The sequence below is a fragment of the Brucella sp. NBRC 14130 genome (assembly GCF_040371715.1).
GTDB classification, from domain to species: Bacteria; Pseudomonadota; Alphaproteobacteria; order Rhizobiales; family Rhizobiaceae; genus Brucella; species Brucella intermedia.
Window position 1 is genome coordinate 150,276 of sequence record NZ_BAABTE010000007.1, and the last position, 15,418, is coordinate 165,693.

The window sequence follows — 15,418 nt, forward strand, 5'->3', positions numbered from 1 at the left end:
GGGTTTCCTTCATTTCAAACCAATCAGCCGCGCGGCAGAAGTTCGGTCAGTTCCGGGTGTAGCTCCTGAAAACGCTTCATCCAGCGCTTGAGCTTGGAGCGGTTGCGCTCCCACTTGCCTTCAAAACGCAGCGACAGATAGCCAAGCGCTGCGGCAACGGCGATATGTCCCACATGCAGCTTGCCCGCAAGGCGGGGCGGCGCTTCGTTCAGAAGGTCGAGCGCCCGCTCGGCCTTGCGCCATTGCAGGTCGAGCCAGGGCTGGTGGACCTTCTCTTCGGGGCGCATCCGCCGTTCATAGACATGGGCCAGCAGCACGTCGCAAAGACCATCGGCGATGGCTTCATAGCGCTCGGCATCGGTACGCTTTTCCGCATTACGCGGGAAAAGCTTGTTGCCCGAAACCCGGTTCAGGTACTGGGTGATCGCGCGGCTGTCGAAGACGCCCTTGCCGTCATCCGTCAAAAGCGTCGGAATCTTTCCGAGCGGATTGGCCTGAATCAGATCCGCCGGTTCCGCCGAAGTGTTGACGATGACGCTTTCAAACGAAATGCCGGCGTGATAGGCGGCCATGCGAACCTTCGCGCTATAGGGCGAAGCGGGTGAATAGAGAATCTGTGTCATCGTAATTTCCTGAACGGGCTATGTAGGGTCTATTGCGTGGCGGGCATCATCACGGAGCGGCTTCGGCAGGCATTGGCGTCCACCTCATCGCAGGAACGGAATTGCAGGTCCTTTGTCATGCAGATGCGGACTTCCTGCAGGTAATTCCGCTTGCAACTGATCGAAATACCGTCCGGCTTCATGCCGGGATTGGCTGCGATGAAGGCTTTTTCGACAAGGAAAGGGTCAACGCGTCGCCCGCCCGCCGTCCCGCTGGCCAGATTGCGCAGGCTGGGCGGAATGTTGACCTGATCGAAAGCGTTGCGCAGCGTGGCGAAGTAATCATTCTGTGAAAGGCCCGAGCAACTGCCGTGCTTGCGCCATTGATAGGCGACGAGGCCCGCAGCAGGCATGATGTCCGACAGGCTGGAAATAATCCGCCGCGGCACATAGCTGCCGCCGCTTCGGTTGTTGTCCACCTGACAGTTCGTCGGATAACCCCATTCGTTCTGCGGCCAGAGGCCATGCACCACGAAACCGAAAGGCCGGCTGGTGCCGCATTGCTGCTTGTTGGCGCGCGGACCTTCCGATGCGCAATAGCTTGGCGACCAGGAAAGGGCGAGGACGTAGAAGTCGAACTCGCCCGGAATATCATTAGCGCGTGCAGGCAGGGCTGCCAGAACATTCGCCGTTGCCGCTGCAAGCAACGTAATCGCAGCAGCGCCAAACTTCCGCAGCATATGCCCTCCACTCAATCGTTGCTCAAGGCGTCAGTGTCTGAATCAAAAAGCGGGAGACCGGCATGGCGACTCCAAGAGCAGATACTAGTGGTTTTTTGATTCCGACATTTGCTCGGCGCTTATATCCGAGGGATGCAAATGCCGGATCAGACCACTAGCGAAGAACGCGGCACCGGGCGTCGTACACATACCAGCGGTCGAAACCGTCGACGCAGAACTCGACGTTGCGGCCCATGGAGGCAAAGCCCTGGCCTTCCTCGACCATATACCAGACCGAGCGATACTGGCCGTCGCTCAGAACAGCGGTCGCCTTGCAATAGGTGCGCTCGATCTGGGCAGGGTTGGTCTTCGGCTCATACCGCGTCAGCTGAACGTCGCTCATGGCCGAAATGCCGACCTGCGGCAGGTTCGGGACGTGGCGCACCTGATAGCCGAAATCGGAAACCACGGAGCGCAGCACGCTCTGCTGGCTGCACGCGCCCGCATCCGCAACACCTGCGGGTGCCGGGGCAAGATAGTCTGCGGCGTTCGCTGGCAGGGAAACCAGCGTCAGGGGAAGGACGGCTGCGGCGAAAGCGGCTGCGCGTGAAAACTGTCCGATGCGATCCAGGGTTCGTTGCATATCTCTATCCTGTCCGAAATTGCGAGCCAGCTCGCTGAATTCTGTGATGACCGAAGCCTCGTCGAGGCGCAGTTTCTGCTAGCAATTTCTCCGGGTCAAGTGCGATCCGTCTCGCTGCGCACCCACTTGATGCTGAAATTGCTCCCCTTTTCCTCGGCCAGAAGCTTGGTAAGGCAGGGAAGCAGGGTTTGCATCTCACTTTCGAGTGTAAAAGGCGGATTGACTACAATCATGCCCGTGCCATCGAGGCGCGGTTCTGCGGAAGGCGCGCGAATCGCAAGCTCGATCTGCATGATCTTGGGAATGCCGGTTTCACGCAGGCGTTTGGTGAACCGTTCGGTTTCCCTGCGGTCCTTCACCGGATACCACAGCGCATAGATGCCGCCGCCGAAACGCTTATGCGCCTTGGCCAGCCCGTCGACCAGACGGTCAAATTCGGCTTCCTTTTCAAAAGGCGGATCAACCAGCACCATGCCGCGCTTTTCCTTCGGCGGAAGGTGCGCGCCAAGCGCCAGCCATCCGTCGAGTTCGGTCACGCGCACCTGGTAGTCGCCATCAAAGAGTTTTGCCAGCCTGGCCGAATCCTGCGGGTGCAGTTCCAGCGCGGACAAACGGTCCTGCTTGCGCAGAAGATGCCGCACGACAAGCGGCGAACCCGGATAATGACGAAGCTTTTCGCCTTCGTTGACGGCGCGGACGGCGGCGAGATAGGGCTCCAGCAATTCCAGCGCTGGCTGCTCGATCTGCCCTTTCTTCACCGCATCCACGATGCGGTCGATGCCACCCGTCCATTCGCCGGTCTTCCCAGCCTCGATACCTTTCAGGTCATAGAGGCCGATGCCCGCATGGGTGTCGATGACGCGAAAGGCCTGATCCTTGCGCTTCAGATATTCGACAAGACGGGTCAGGATGACATGCTTGACGACATCCGCGAAATTTCCAGCGTGATAGGCGTGACGATAATTCATGGCTGCGCTTGTTTCATGTCGGCCTGTTTTCGGCAAGAGGCAGGGAATGGCAAAACGCCCCGATGTCTCAATCAAAAAGCGGCAGGCCGGTTTGAAAATCGCGACTTCTGGAACGGACACTGCGTCGTTGCTGCAATATCTCTCCTGTCACAAATGTGACATACAACCATCAACATCTGCTCCTTATCCTCTGAGTCGAGTCCCGAAATGTCTGGTGGCGTCCTTCTGATCGTCCTCTTTGGCGCGTTCCTCCACGCGAGCTGGAACGCAATCGTAAAGGGGAGCGGAGACAAGTTCTTCAGCGCCGCCAGCGTTACCGGCGCTGCCGGGCTGATCGCTCTTTTCATCGTGCCTTTTCTGCCGCTGCCGAACCCGGCAAGCTGGATTTACATGCTTCTGTCGACGGTCACGCAGACCTTTTATATGTCGCTGGTGGCAGCGGCCTATAAATCCGGCGACATGAGCGAAGCCTATCCGATCATGCGCGGCACGCCGCCCTTGCTGGTGGCGCTGGTGAGCGCGCCTCTGGTGGGCGAGATCATGGGCTGGCAAAGCTGGCTTGGCATCATCCTTATCTGTTCCGGCGTGCTGGCGATGGCGCTTGATGCCCGGCGCAGAAATCGCGGTGCTTCAAGCCGCACGGCCTTGCTGGCTCTCACCAATGCTGGTTTCATTGCCAGCTATACGATCATCGACGGCCTTGGCGTCCGCGTTTCGGGAGAGCCGATTTCCTATACGCTGTGGCTGTTCCTGATGAACGCCATACCGCTTGCCGGCTGGGCATTCTATCGCGAGCCGGACCGCTTCATCCATTACCTGCGCAATCACTGGCGACCGGCCATGATCGGCGGGGTGGGCACACTGGGGTCATATGGCCTGGCGCTCTGGGCGATGACCATGGCCCCGATTGCCGTCGTGGCGGCATTGCGGGAGACGGCGATCCTCTTCGGCGTGCTCATTTCCTTCGTGGTACTGAAAGAAAAAGTCGGCCTGCCGCGCTTTGTGGCTGCCGGGCTTATTGTCTTCGGCGCGATTTCATTGCGCCTGTCGTGAAAATTTATTTCGTCACAGTTACAATCTTCCGGCAGAAATTCGTTTCTGCGGCAAGTGGCTTGAGCTAATAAAGTAGTATGAACCAGCACGCTCCCATTTCGAATATCAAGATCGGTCATTCGGCCTGTCCGCATGATTGCCCGTCAACCTGCGCACTCGACGTGGAAATTCTCGACGAGCGCACCATCGGGCGCGTGCGCGGCGCAAAGGACAACAGCTACACGGCTGGCGTCATCTGCGCCAAGGTGGCGCGCTATGCGGAGCGTGTGCATCACCCCGACCGCCTGAAGCACCCGCTGGTTCGCGCCGGTGCAAAAGGTGAGGGGCAATGGAAGCAGGCTTCGTGGGAAGCAGCCCTTGATCTCATCGCAGAGCGTTTTTTGAAAGCCGAACAGGATTATGGCAGCGAAAGCGTCTGGCCCTATTATTATGCAGGCACGATGGGGCTGGTGCAGCGCGACTCCATCAATCGTCTGCGCTTTGCCAAGCGTTATTCCAACCAGTTCGACAGTTTCTGCACCAATATGGCCTGGACCGGCTATTTCGCCGGAACCGGCAGCCTGACCGGCCCCGATCCGCGTGAAATGGCCAAGGCCGATGTCGTGGTCATCTGGGGCACCAATGCCGCCGCCACGCAGGTCAATGTCATGACCCATGCGGTCCGCGCGCGCAAGGAACGCGGTGCCAAGATCGTCGTCATCGACGTTTATGCCAATGCGACAGTCCGGCAGGCGGATATGGGCATCGTGCTGAAGCCGGGAACCGATGGCGCCTTCGCCTGTGCGGTCATGCACGTGCTGTTCCGCGACGGCCTTGCAGACTGGGATTATCTGGAGCGCTACACCGACGATCCGAAGGGGCTGGAAGCGCATCTTCAGACCCGCACACCGGAATGGGCAGCCGCGATCACCGGCCTGTCCGTTGATGAGATCGAAGCATTTGCCCATCTCGTCGGCAAAACCAAGCGAACCTATTTCCGCCTCGGCTATGGTTTCACCCGCCAGCGCAATGGCGCGGTCAACATGCATGCTGCCGCTTCGATCGCCTGCGTGACGGGCGCTTTCCTTCATGAAGGCGGCGGGGCGTTTCATTCCAATTCCGGCATCTTCAAGATGGACAAGCGCGAGATCGAAGGTCGCGCCATGCAGGATGTCGGCCTTCGCTTTCTCGACCAGTCGAAGATCGGACGCATCTTGACCGGTGACCCGGAAGCGCTTTATGGCGGCCCGCCCGTCATGGCCATGCTAATCCAGAACACCAATCCGATGAATGTGACGCCGGAACAGCGGCTGGTCCGCAAGGGCTTCGCGCGCGAGGATTTGTTCGTTGCCGTGCATGAGCAGTTCATGACGGATACGGCGAAGATGGCCGATGTCGTCCTGCCTGCGACCACATTCCTCGAACACGACGATATCTATCGCGGCGGCGGGCAGCAGCATGTCGTGCTCGGGCCGAAGCTGATCGAGCCGCTTGCCGATGCGCGTCCGAACATCTTCGTCATCAACGAGCTGGCAAAACGGCTTGGCGTAGGGCATCTGCCGGGCTTCGACCTGGACGAGCGCACGCTGATCGACAACATGAATGCCAATAGCGATCTGCCGCATTTCGACGAATTGAAGGAAAAGCGGTTTGTCGATCTGCAACCGCCCTTCGAGGAAGCGCATTATATCAACGGCTTCAAATGGCCGGACGGCAAGTTCCGCTTCCGCCCGGACTGGACCGGAAGCCCTTCGCCGAACAAACCGCCGGAAGTCATGGGACTTCAGGGGCCTCATCAGTCCATTCCGGAATTTCCGGACCATTGGGAAGTGATCGAAACGGCGGATGCCGAACATCCATTCCGCATGACGACCTCACCGGCCCATAATTTCCTGAACTCGACCTTTGCCGAGACGCCGACATCGCTTGCCAAGGAAATCCGGCCCGAACTTCTGATCCATCCCGACGATGCGGCAGAGCTTGGCATCGAGGACGGCGAACGCATCGAGATCGGCAATCATCGCGGCGAGCTGGTGCTTCATGCCGTGCTGCGCGCCGGGCAAAAACGCGGTGTCGTTGTTTCCGAGGGCATTTTCCCCAATTCCACCTTCGAGCGCGGCGAGGGGATCAACATCCTGATCGGCGCCGAACCGGCAGCTCCCTATGGCGGGCTTGCGGTGCACGATACCAAGATCTGGATACGCAAAATAAATGCATAAATATTAATCCAACAACGCCGGGGCGCATATATAAACTATATATGCGCCCCGGCGTTGTTGTTTATTCGCGCTGCCCGTTAGCCGGCGTAACGCAGTTTCAGCTTGGAAACACCCACGGCGGCATTCAGGCCGCGCTGGCCCTGAAGCGAAATCGGCTGAAGCGAAATCGTCTTCCACGAACCGCCCGTCAGGATATTGGTGCCGAAGCCGACGCCGATGGCTGCATTGGCGGAAGCACCGACATAACGGCCCTGAAGCGCGCCTTCCGGACGAACGCTCGGAGCCCATACGGCCCAGGCGACGCGGCCACCATTGATGAAGCCGACATCGACGCCGAGCTTGGTGATGGTGCCGGTGTAGTGCTCAATCGGGCCGCGACCGCGGGCAGGCCGGAATACGCAATCCACATCCTGCTGGCTGCCGATGATTACGCCGATAGCCGGGGAGATGTCACAGGACAGCATACCGACTTCCGAGCGCGGCTGGGTGCGACCCGAAGCGGGAGGAGCTACGAAGTCGGCTGCGAGAGCTGGAGCCGTAACCGCAATGCCGGAAACCACGGCCATTGCCGAAAGGAAGGAAGTCGAGAAACGGAGAGACATGTCTTTGTCCTCTTCTGAAAACATATTGAAAGAATCGCTTTCCACGACTCTTAACGGGGTTTGCCGAAGCAAGTTCCGTTACGAGGGGGAATTAGAGCTTTTTGCGGGAAATTAAAGTTTTGTTAACAAAAAACTTCGTGTGTGATGATTTTGCCGCGGGTCAGGCGCTGACAATCACGCTATCTGCCTGAATCACTGCCCGATCCCCTGCCTCTCCGGCGGCGAATTTGCGAAGGGCGGCGGCATAAAGCTGGTGCTCGGCCTTGAGGACGCGCGCTGCAAGTGTTTCCGCATCATCTCCGGCGCGCACCGGCACTGCGGCCTGCGCCAGGATTGGGCCCTCGTCCATCCCTTCGGTCACCAGATGAACGGTGCAGCCTGCGACTTTCATGCCCGCATCCAGCGCCCGCTGATGGGTGTGCAGTCCGGGGAAGAGCGGCAGCAGGGAAGGGTGAATGTTGAGAATGCGGCCTTCATAGGGAGCGATGAAGCGGCCCGACAGAAGGCGCATGTAACCGGCAAGGCAGATGATGTCCGGCTGCAACGCGGCAAGGGCTTCCAGAATGGCATCTTCATGCTCATCCTTCGAGGCGTAATCCTTGCGCTTGAAGACCTGCGTCGCAATGCCTGCGCCTTGCGCCCTGGCAAGACCGCCAGCTTCTGCCTTGTCGGAGAATACGGCCACTATTTCGGCTGGAAAATCCGCGGCTTGCGTGGCGCGGATCAGCGCCTCCATGTTGGAGCCGCCGCCCGAAATGAAGATGACGACCCGCTTGCGGCTCATAGCGCAAGCTGGCCCTTGTAGACGACGCCATCCTTTTCGCGCTTGACCATCTGGCCCAGCGTGACGACTTTTTCACCTTCGGCGGCAAGCGCGGCCACGACTTCATCGACCTTTTCCGGCTTCACGACAGCGATCATGCCGATGCCGCAATTGAAGGTGCGCAGCATTTCGTTCGGCGCGACGCCGCCGGTTTTGGCAAGCCAGGAGAAGACCGGCGGAACGGAAATGGAGGCAAGGTCGATTTCGGCGGCAAGACCTTCCGGCAGGACGCGCGGAATATTGTCGGGAAAACCGCCGCCAGTGATGTGCGCCAGCGCCTTGATGCCGTCCGAAGCGCGGATCGCGGCGAGAAGCGGCTTCACATAGATACGCGTCGGGGTGAGTAGCGCCTCGCCCAGCGTCGCGCCCGGCTGGAACGGAGCATCGGACTTCCAGCCGAGGCCGGAAAGCTCGACGATGCGGCGCACCAGCGAAAACCCGTTGGAATGAACGCCGGACGAAGCCAGACCGAGAATGACATCACCTTCGGCAATGTCGCCGCGCGGCAGCAGGCGGTCGCGCTCAGCGGCGCCAACCGCGAAACCGGCAAGATCATAATCGCCGTCGCGGTACATGCCCGGCATTTCAGCGGTTTCACCACCGATCAGCGCTGAACCGGCCTGACGGCATCCTTCGGCAATACCCGCAACGATGTCCACGCCCTGGTCCGGCGAAAGCTTGCCGGTCGCAAAATAATCGAGGAAGAAAAGCGGCTCTGCACCCTGAACAACGAGATCGTTGACGCACATGGCAACCAGATCGATGCCCACCGTGTCGTGCTTGTCGGCGTCGATGGCGATCTTCAGCTTGGTGCCGACGCCGTCATTGGCGGCAACGAGCACCGGGTCCTTGAAGCCTGCGGCCTTGAGGTCGAACAGGCCGCCAAAGCCGCCGATCTCTCCGTCCGCACCGGGGCGGCGCGTGGACCGCACGAGCGGCTTGATCTTCTCGACCATCAGGTTGCCGGCATCGATGTCGACGCCAGCCTGCGCATAGGTCAGGCCATTATGGGCAGCAGACTTGTCGGCGGGCTTATTGGCGGGCTTGTTTTCCATGGTCATGGCCTGCTCCTGAAATGGGCGCTTATCCACGCAGTTGTCTAATGCATTTTCGGCAAAAGCGTATAACGGTTTTGCTCACGAAAAATGCGATAAACAGAGAATGTGCGCGCAATGCCATGAGACGGCGCTGCCTGCAAGGCCACAAGGCCGGAAAAGAGTGAAACAGCGCAGAATTCCGACTAAAATTGTAAAGCGCTGCCCATCATCCGACAGAAGGTTGTGTTTCGTCAGGCCTTTCGCACAGACATTGCAATCCTCGGCAACCGTTCTAACTTGTCCGCGACTGCAATAAGACATCCGTAACGCCGTTCTGCTATCAGGACTGGTTCTATCCGATAGTTTTCCTTTAAAATGGACGCACATGGTCAAGAAACCGACACCCACGCGCACCACCGCCAGCCGAACGATCCGTCAATCGGAAGCGAAGGTTCGTGACGGCGACATTCACGTCAATGTGGAAGTCGGTGCGCTGACCGGCTCTTCGGTGCGCCGTCAGGCGATGTTCTGGGTGGGCGCAGTCGCGGTCTTCGTCCTGTTTCTCGTCGTTTTCAGTTCCGTCCTGCTGCCTTTCGTGGCCGGGATGGCGCTGGCCTACTTCCTCGATCCCGTTGCGGACCGGCTGGAACGCCTCGGCCTTTCGCGGCTTGCCGCCACGGTCGTCATCCTGCTCATCTTCCTGATGGCGCTGATCCTCGGCCTGATGATCGTCGTGCCGATCCTGGCAACGCAGCTTGCGGATTTCATTTCCAAAATCCCCGAATACATAACCCAGTTGCAATCGCTTCTGGCGAATGAGGATTCGCAGTGGCTGAAGAAATATATCGGCATTGACAGTTCCGTCATTCAGCAGAATCTGAGTTCGCTGCTCCAGCAAGGCGCCGGTTTCCTCTCGACCTTGCTTCAGTCCCTGTGGAATTCGGGGAAATCGCTGATCGATATTGCGGGCCTTTTCGTCGTCACGCCGGTGGTTGCATTCTATATGCTGCTGGACTGGGACCGCATGGTCTCGAGCATCGATTCATGGGTGCCGCGCCGCCAGCTTCACACCGTGCGCCGCATCGCACGCGAGATGAACGCCGCCGTTGCCGGATTCATTCGCGGGCAGGGAACGCTCTGCCTCATTCTTGGGACCTATTACGCCATCGGGCTTACGCTGACGGGGCTCAATTTCGGCCTGCTGATCGGCTTTTTCGCCGGTCTCATCAGCTTTATTCCCTATATCGGCTCTTTTGTCGGGCTGGCGCTCGCCATCGGCGTGGCGCTGGTCCAGTTCTGGCCCGACTGGATCATGATCTGCGCCGTCGCGGGCGTGTTTTTCCTTGGCCAGTTCGTGGAAGGCAACATCCTCCAGCCGAAGCTCGTCGGCTCGTCCGTGGGCCTGCATCCGGTCTGGCTCATGTTCGCGCTTTTCGCCTTCGGCTCGCTGTTCGGCTTCACCGGAATGCTGGTCGCGGTGCCTGCCGCGGCGGCGGTCGGGGTGCTTGTGCGGTTCGCATTGAATAGCTATCTCCACTCACCGATGTATGATCCTGCCTACCATCAGCCGGACCCGGATGCGGGGCCGCTGATCGAGGCGGGCGAGAGTGCGGGCAGAGAGAAATGAAATTGGGTCGTGACGGGCCGGGCGTTACAACAGGATGTGCAGGAGGCTGCGATGCGTGAGGCACCGCGCCAGATTCCGTTGAACCTTGAGCATCAGCCCGGTTACCACCGGGAGGACCTGATCGTCACGGGCTCCAACCGGGCCGCCGTCGACCTCATCGACCGCTGGCCGAGCTGGCTGTCGCCCGTCACCATCCTTGCCGGACCGACTGGCTCGGGCAAGACGCATCTGGCGGAAATCTGGCGGGCCGGAACGGGCGCGCTTTTGGTCGACCCTTCCAGCATCACCGAAGAAGCCGTGAATGGCGCTGCCGAATATCCCGTGCTGATCGACGATATCGGCGCCACGCCTTTCGATGAAACGGGGCTTTTCCACCTTATCAACAGCGTCCGGCAGAATGCGGCCCAGGGTATTGGACCTTCCTTGCTCATGACCTCACGGCTGTGGCCCGCGAACTGGAACGTCAAGCTTCCCGATCTTGCGTCGCGCCTCAAGGCTGCGACCGTCGTTGAAATTGCCGAACCGGACGACCTGCTGCTTTCAGGCGTCATTCACAAGCTCTTTGCTGACCGGCAGGTGAGCGTGGAGCCCCATGTCGTCGCCTATCTGGTCAGCCGGATAGAGCGCTCGCTTCTGTCTGCAATCCGCATCGTCGACAAGCTCGACCGCGCGGCGCTGGAGCAGAAAAGCCGCATCACGCGCACGCTCGCCGCACAGGTTCTGGCCGACAGCGAACAGCCGGAACGCTGAGGATGAGGATAGCGGTCACAGGGGCGGGCGGTTTCATCGGAAGCGCATTGACGCAAATGTTGGCCGGTGAGGGGCACGAAGTGCTGCCTCTGTCCCGGAACGCGCTGTCCGGTCCGGACCTTTCAGGTGTGGAAACAGTCGTCCATTGTGCGGCACTCGCGCATCGGACGGGCGCGGAACGTCCCGATGCCGCAACATTCGATGCGGTCAATCATCGGCTGGCGGTGGAACTTGCCGCCAGGGCAAAGGCGGCCGGTGTAAAGCGCTTCGTTTTCGTATCCACGATCTATACGGTCGCGGGAAACCCGTCGCCCTTGACGCCGGACATGCCGCTGAAGCCGCGTGACGATTATGGGCGCGCCAAGGCCAGGGCCGAAACCGATCTGCGGGAACTAAGCGGGATCGAGATCGTCATCGCACGTCCGGTTCTGGTCTATGGCCCGGGAGCGCGGGCGAACCTGAAAGCGCTGATAAGGCTCTGCGACAGCGGATTGCCGCTGCCTTTCGGTCTGGCAAACAACCGGCGCAGCTTTGTGTCGCTGGAGAATGTCGCGCGCGCGCTGACATTTCTAAGCGTTGCGCCTGCGCAAAAGGTTGCCGGGCGCGTGTTTCATCTTGCCGAACCGCAACCACGTTCCACGAAGGAACTGGTGACGAAGCTGCGGACTGCCTTGGGAAAGCCTTCGCGGCTTGTGCCGGTCCCGCCGGTCTTCATGCGGCTCCTGCTTTCGGCAGCGGGCAAAAGCGGGCTTTATGACCAGCTTTATGGCGATCTGGTCGCAGACAGTTCATCACTGATTGAAGCAGGATTCGATTATCTGCCGGGCGACCGGCAGCTCGAAGCAATGGCGCAGGCGGTCTGATCCAACATTCTGGATCAATTCTTCTGACCGACAGCTTTTGGCGGCTCCATGCGTGAATGCGCTGTCCGCGGAGCCTGTCTGGACGGCGCCACGGTCGCGGTTTGCTGCTTCTTGACAATCGAGCCGGTTATCAGGCTGGCGCTGTCCGGCTTGTTGCGTCCGCCGATAAGCTGGTCCTCATGCACCCAGCCGATCATGTTCGTCTTCGGGACGATCACGCGATGCCAGCGTCCGGTCTTTCCATAGGAGCGCATTTCGCGGCCTTTTTCCACGACGCCGATGGATGGCGACTTGTCCCAGGCATTCTTGTGGATGGTGAGGCGCGCCTTGGCGTAGATCACCGAAGGCGAGCTTGCCGGTGTGTTGACGCCGCGCGGCGGCATTGAGCGCAACGCAGCCGCGGGCGGCGGGGGCGGGGGCGCAACGACCTGATTTGCGGGGCGCGGCGGGGTGGCGGTCTGGATTGCAGCCTGCTGCACCGGTTTTTGCGGAGCGGGCGCCGCAACGGGCGCAGACGGGCGCGGCACGGTGCCGACCGCAGCGCCATAATCCTTCGACGGCAACTTGCTTTCAGGGGCCTTGCTGGCGACGGTCGCCTTTGGTTCCGTTTTCGCGGCGGGCTGCGCAACCGGCCTGGAAGCAGGGCGCTGGAAGAGCGCTGTTATCGCAGCCTGCGGGCTCTTGTGCTGGGACGTCGCCCAGAGGCTGAAGGCACCGAGACCCAGAATGGCGGCCAGCGCGAGCAGGGGAGTGGACGAGCCCGAAGATTTGGCTGAACGCTTGGTGGAGCGCTTGGGCGAGCGGGTGGTGCGTTTGCGTGCAGCCATCGTCTGTCTCCTGTTCGAATCGCGATGGGGAGACGCTACCAATTGTTCCTTCGCATTTGGTTACCGGGGCTTGCCGCGGGTGCTGCCCGAGCGCTGCCCGAGCGCTGAGACGGCAACAAAAAACGCCGCTTTCGCGGCGTTTCGAGGCAGGGTGGCAAGACTTACTGGTGGCCAGACGTCTTATGATCGCAGGAGGTCTGGCCGGAAGCCTTTTCCTGCTGCCGTTGGTTGGCTTCGCTTGCTTCAACCGCGTTGCGCAGCTCCGCCCATTCGCGTTCATGACGACGATAAAGCTCATCGGAAACAGTCTGGATACCCATTTGGTCCTCCGTTTTATCTGGTGCCCCAAATAACATGGCGAGGGCAAAAACGTTGCATCACAAAGCGTAAGCGCTTGAAATCTTAATCGGTTTATATGGTTATAACTTGAATTCGATTTCAATTTTCCTCAATGGAAACGCCGCCTTCTCCGATTTTCATCTCGATCCCGGCGGGTTTGGTCTCTTCGCGATAGACATAGATCGCCAGACCTGCGGCCACGACGATCAGCGCGCCAATAATCAGATAAAGCCCGTTTCTGTTCACATTCAGTCTCCAGCTGGTTGGTAGTGAAGTGAGAACGCCAGCGCGTGTGATTTGGTTCCGGAAGGAACTTTCTCAAAACAAAACCCACGCAAGCGGGGGCTCGCGTGGGTCTGCCTTCCGGTCGATCACGTCAATGCGTGATGGCCGGTAGTGTTTCTGTCGGGACCATGGAGGTAAACGGCGGCAGGTAGGCCTGTGCCATCACCAGAAGGCCGACGAGGGCGGCAAGCGCCACGGAATGGAAGAACACATAGCGCAGGATCTTCGATTCATGCCCGTACCACTGCGTTGCGGTAGAGGCGACGACGATGGACTGCGCGTCGATCATCTTGCCCATCACGCCGCCGGACGAGTTTGCCGAAGCCATCAGGACAGGTGACAGGCCGAGCTGTTCCGCCGTGATCTTCTGCAAGCCGCCGAACAGCACATTCGATGCCGTGTCGGAGCCCGTCAGCGCAACGCCGAGCCAGCCGAGCATCGCACCGAAGAACGGATAGACCCAGCCCGTCTGCGCGAAGGCGAGGCCGAGCGTCGCGTCGGTTCCCGAAAAGCGCGTGACATAGCCGAGCGCGAGCATGGCCGAGATCGTGATCAGCGAGAAGCGGACCACATAGGCCGTCCTCCCATATTCCTTCAGCAGCCGGAGCGGGTTGAAGCCCAGCACCAGCCCGCCCACCACTGCCGAGAGCAGGATGCCGGTGCCGGTGGCCGAAAGCAGGTTGAGCGTATAGATCGCGGCCTCTGAATGCGCTTCGGCCACAACCGGCGGAACCTTGAACACCATGTTATGCAGATAGGGAACCGGCATTTTCCACACCCACAGCGAATCGAGCCATGTCCGGAACTGCGGCGTGCCCCAGAGGAACACGAACACCGACAGGATAAGCCACGGGGTCCATGCCCGGAAAACGGTTCCGGTGGAATGTTTCGGCGGTGCGGGCATGGGGCCTGCATCCACTTCGCCTTCCTGTCCCGTCGACGTCCATATCCGCTTCGGCTGCCAGACCCGCAGGAACCCGGCCAGCGCTGCCATCGAACAGATCGCAGCCACCACATCCACCAGCCACGGCCCGTGGAAATTGGAGACCAGATATTGCGGAATGGCGAAGGCGACGCCCGCCACCAGCAGCGCAGGCCAGACTTCCAGCATGCCCTTGCGCCCGGCAAAGGCCCAGATCAGCCAGAAAGGCACGATGACGGAGAAGAACGGGAGCTGACGCCCGATCATCCCCGACAACTGCATCAGGTCTATCCCCGTCACTGCCGAAAGCGCGATAACCGGCGTTCCAAGCGCGCCATAGGCGACGGGCGCGGTGTTGGCGATGAGCGAAAGCCCTGCCGCGGGCAGGGGCGCAAAACCCAGTCCCATCAGCATCGCGGCAGTCACCGCGACAGGCGTGCCGAACCCGGCGGCACCTTCAAAAAAGGCGCCGAACGAAAAGGCGATAAAGAGAAGCTGGAGACGGCGGTCCGGCGTGATGCCCGCAATGGAATCGCGCAGGATGTTGAACTGGCCGGTCTGTTCTGTCAGCCGATAGAGAAAGATGACGTTGAGAATGATCCAGCCAATGGGCAGAAGTCCGTAGGCGGCACCGTAAACGGCAGTGGCGCCTGCCATGTCGGCGGGCATCCCGAAGCCGACGACTGCAATCACAAGCGCTGTAAGAAGACCAAGTATGGCTGCGGTATGCGCCTTGATGTGAAAGAAGCCGATACCGCCCAGCAGGACGACAATCGGCAAGGCGGCAAGCAATGTCGACAAGAACATGCTTCCCAAAGGGTCATAAACTTGATTCCAGGGCATCGGTCCTCCCTTCCTGGATATGCGTTCCTTTCCTTGACATGAAATGCGCCGCCGCAATTTCGCCGGCGGTTATGCAATGAACGGCCGTTCTCTCCCCGAACGGCAGTCATCTGGTGCGTTGCTAATTTATGTAGGCAGATAATTGGTAAGCTTACTTTACCAGCGCTGTCAATTCGGTGATTCTGCTACTTTCGGACGGAGAAAGGCTTTACCCGTTGCAAGCGGCGCGGCTTCTGCTGCCGGAGGTTGCGCTCATGCTGGCGGGATGTCGAGGGCGACGAGCGAAACACCTGCGAAATCCCGCTCTTTCCGCCATC

The 15,418-nt window shown here is 59.9% G+C and carries 16 protein-coding genes; 5 read left to right on the forward strand and 11 right to left on the reverse strand.

The features are described 5' to 3' along the window. Positions 1 to 23: 23 nt before the first annotated feature. The 4 genes from ABWW28_RS16555 to ABWW28_RS16570 form a co-directional block, all read right to left on the reverse strand. Entirely contained in the window at positions 24 to 623 is a 600-nt protein-coding gene (locus ABWW28_RS16555; protein ID WP_353391470.1) for a glutathione S-transferase, read from the reverse strand. 29 nt (positions 624 to 652) lie between these two features. Next, positions 653 to 1,342 carry a ribonuclease T2 family protein gene (locus ABWW28_RS16560; RefSeq protein WP_353391472.1) on the reverse strand — a complete coding sequence of 230 codons (690 nt, stop codon included), beginning with the start codon at positions 1,340 to 1,342 and terminating at the stop codon, positions 653 to 655. Positions 1,343 to 1,496: 154 nt separating this feature from the next. Next, positions 1,497 to 1,964, reverse strand: coding sequence for a phage portal protein (locus tag ABWW28_RS16565; protein WP_353391474.1), 468 nt, complete (start codon positions 1,962 to 1,964; stop codon positions 1,497 to 1,499). A 95-nt stretch (positions 1,965 to 2,059) separates the two neighbouring features. Beyond that, positions 2,060 to 2,932, reverse strand: coding sequence for a 23S rRNA (adenine(2030)-N(6))-methyltransferase RlmJ (locus ABWW28_RS16570; protein WP_353391476.1), 873 nt, complete (start codon positions 2,930 to 2,932; stop codon positions 2,060 to 2,062). A gap of 207 nt (positions 2,933 to 3,139) precedes the next feature. Between ABWW28_RS16570 and ABWW28_RS16575 the strand changes: the two genes are divergently transcribed. Further along, positions 3,140 to 3,985, forward strand: coding sequence for a DMT family transporter (locus tag ABWW28_RS16575; protein WP_006466436.1), 846 nt, complete (start codon positions 3,140 to 3,142; stop codon positions 3,983 to 3,985). Positions 3,986 to 4,062: 77 nt separating this feature from the next. Further along, complete coding sequence (locus ABWW28_RS16580; protein ID WP_353391478.1) at positions 4,063 to 6,183, forward strand: molybdopterin oxidoreductase family protein; 2,121 nt, start codon at positions 4,063 to 4,065, stop codon at positions 6,181 to 6,183. Positions 6,184 to 6,260: 77 nt separating this feature from the next. Here ABWW28_RS16580 and ABWW28_RS16585 read toward each other — a convergent pair whose 3' ends face one another. From ABWW28_RS16585 to purM, 3 genes are all read right to left on the reverse strand, one after another. Next, entirely contained in the window at positions 6,261 to 6,785 is a 525-nt protein-coding gene (locus tag ABWW28_RS16585) for a DUF992 domain-containing protein (protein ID WP_031347231.1), read from the reverse strand. Between the two features lie 160 nt (positions 6,786 to 6,945). Next, on the reverse strand, positions 6,946 to 7,569 hold the full coding sequence (gene purN, locus ABWW28_RS16590; protein WP_353391480.1) for a phosphoribosylglycinamide formyltransferase: 624 nt from the start codon (positions 7,567 to 7,569) through the stop codon (positions 6,946 to 6,948). Continuing rightward, a complete protein-coding gene (purM, locus tag ABWW28_RS16595) occupies positions 7,566 to 8,669 on the reverse strand; it encodes a phosphoribosylformylglycinamidine cyclo-ligase (protein ID WP_006472437.1) in 1,104 nt (367 codons plus the stop codon). Before purM ends, purN begins: the two co-directional genes overlap by 4 nt. Before the next feature lie 361 nt (positions 8,670 to 9,030). On the opposite strand from purM, the gene ABWW28_RS16600 reads away from it, so the two are divergent. From ABWW28_RS16600 to ABWW28_RS16610, 3 genes are read left to right on the forward strand one after another with little or no spacing between them, the layout of a single operon-like run. Then, the gene (locus ABWW28_RS16600) at positions 9,031 to 10,272 is read left to right on the forward strand and encodes an AI-2E family transporter (protein WP_021587824.1); all 1,242 of its coding nucleotides are present in this window, start codon (positions 9,031 to 9,033) and stop codon (positions 10,270 to 10,272) included. 51 nt (positions 10,273 to 10,323) lie between these two features. After that, positions 10,324 to 11,022 (forward strand): DnaA regulatory inactivator HdaA, encoded by a 699-nt coding sequence (gene hdaA / locus ABWW28_RS16605; protein WP_121994404.1) that lies wholly within the window; start codon positions 10,324 to 10,326, stop codon positions 11,020 to 11,022. Positions 11,023 to 11,024: 2 nt separating this feature from the next. Then, entirely contained in the window at positions 11,025 to 11,885 is an 861-nt protein-coding gene (locus tag ABWW28_RS16610; protein WP_353391484.1) for an NAD-dependent epimerase/dehydratase family protein, read from the forward strand. 14 nt (positions 11,886 to 11,899) lie between these two features. Here the strand turns inward: ABWW28_RS16610 and ABWW28_RS16615 are convergent, their stop codons facing one another. From ABWW28_RS16615 to ABWW28_RS16630, 4 genes are all read right to left on the reverse strand, one after another. After that, on the reverse strand, positions 11,900 to 12,712 hold the full coding sequence (locus ABWW28_RS16615; protein ID WP_353391486.1) for a hypothetical protein: 813 nt from the start codon (positions 12,710 to 12,712) through the stop codon (positions 11,900 to 11,902). A 161-nt stretch (positions 12,713 to 12,873) separates the two neighbouring features. Further along, complete coding sequence (locus tag ABWW28_RS16620; RefSeq protein WP_006472432.1) at positions 12,874 to 13,032, reverse strand: hypothetical protein; 159 nt, start codon at positions 13,030 to 13,032, stop codon at positions 12,874 to 12,876. A gap of 118 nt (positions 13,033 to 13,150) precedes the next feature. Next, complete coding sequence (locus tag ABWW28_RS16625; RefSeq protein ID WP_353391488.1) at positions 13,151 to 13,297, reverse strand: hypothetical protein; 147 nt, start codon at positions 13,295 to 13,297, stop codon at positions 13,151 to 13,153. A gap of 130 nt (positions 13,298 to 13,427) precedes the next feature. Continuing rightward, positions 13,428 to 15,101: an L-lactate permease gene (locus ABWW28_RS16630; protein WP_113474530.1), complete on the reverse strand. Its 1,674-nt coding sequence runs from the start codon at positions 15,099 to 15,101 to the stop codon at positions 13,428 to 13,430. Between the last annotated feature and the right edge of the window lie 317 nt (positions 15,102 to 15,418).